1 protein-coding gene is annotated in these 1,003 nt (G+C 37.0%); it reads left to right on the forward strand.

Annotated features, from left to right (window positions below; all coding sequences use genetic code 11):
- Window positions 1–467, forward strand: a 467-nt coding sequence (locus ACFVSH_RS27080; protein ID WP_387708952.1) for a Ger(x)C family spore germination C-terminal domain-containing protein, incomplete at its 5' end; no start/stop codon positions are given.
- Window positions 468–1,003: the final 536 nt, after the last annotated feature.

The following is a 1,003-nucleotide window of genomic DNA, read 5'->3' on the forward strand; positions in this document are numbered from 1 at the left end:
ATAATCTCTACGTAGGAGAGCTTTACAATAATGACAGTTATGCATTTAAACTCTTTTACGAAAAGACTAAAACAGGCACATATGAAATAAGCTTCAAAAATAAAAAGTACATTGCTACTGAAAATATTCGATCCAAAGTGAAATATAAAGTGTCCGGCAGCCAAGACAATCCACGGGTGTCGGTTCATGTCTCGGTGATAGGAGAGGTTAAAGATGCTTCCAGCGTGTTAAAAAAAGGGAACACCATGAAAGAAGTGGAGCAGGAATGGAGCAAAGAGACGACGAAAAGAGCGGAAAAAATGATGAGAAAATTTCAGGAGCTAAAGGTTGATCCGCTCGGAATCGGCGAAAAAGTCCGGAGCCATTTTCGGAACTTTGATAATGAAGCATGGAAAGAACGCTACCCAACCGTTCCTGTTGAATTTGATATGAAGGTTCGTATTGTGAACACCGGCATCACCGAATAAAAAGTGACGTCAAAAAAGGGAGCGACCCAATAGGATCTAAAATCGTCCCCTTGAGGCGCTCCTCTTTTTTCCACCCTTTCAATTTAGTTCAAGTAAATGGACTATATTTTGCAGAAAAGGCAAGAAGAATATGAGCTCTAAATAAAAAGCATAAACATAATATACTAGCGGTATGCTTTTCCCTTGTTTTTATTATTGTTTAGTTTCTCTGTTAATAGGTAAAATCCTAAGCACCTTCTATATAAATTTGATGCAAATCAAAAACACAAAAATTGTCAAACAGTAGCTTGGGAGCTGATGCACCCTAGGGTAACATGATCAAACGTGCTCATAAGATAATATTGGCTATACCATTTTATACTAAATAATTGGTAGGATAATGGGGGATGTTCAGCTTGTAGAAATTGGGCCATTTTAGGGTCTGAATTTGCAAGTTTTTTTGTGATCAAAAATAACAGATTAAGTTAATAGTTGGAGCTAGTAGTTTCATGGACACATTTTAGTTAAGTCCTTACAATGATTTTTGAGAGGATGTG

Origin of the sequence: Peribacillus sp. NPDC058002, from assembly GCF_042886655.1 — a bacterium.
GTDB classification, from domain to species: Bacteria; Bacillota; Bacilli; order Bacillales; family DSM-1321; genus Peribacillus; species Peribacillus aracenensis.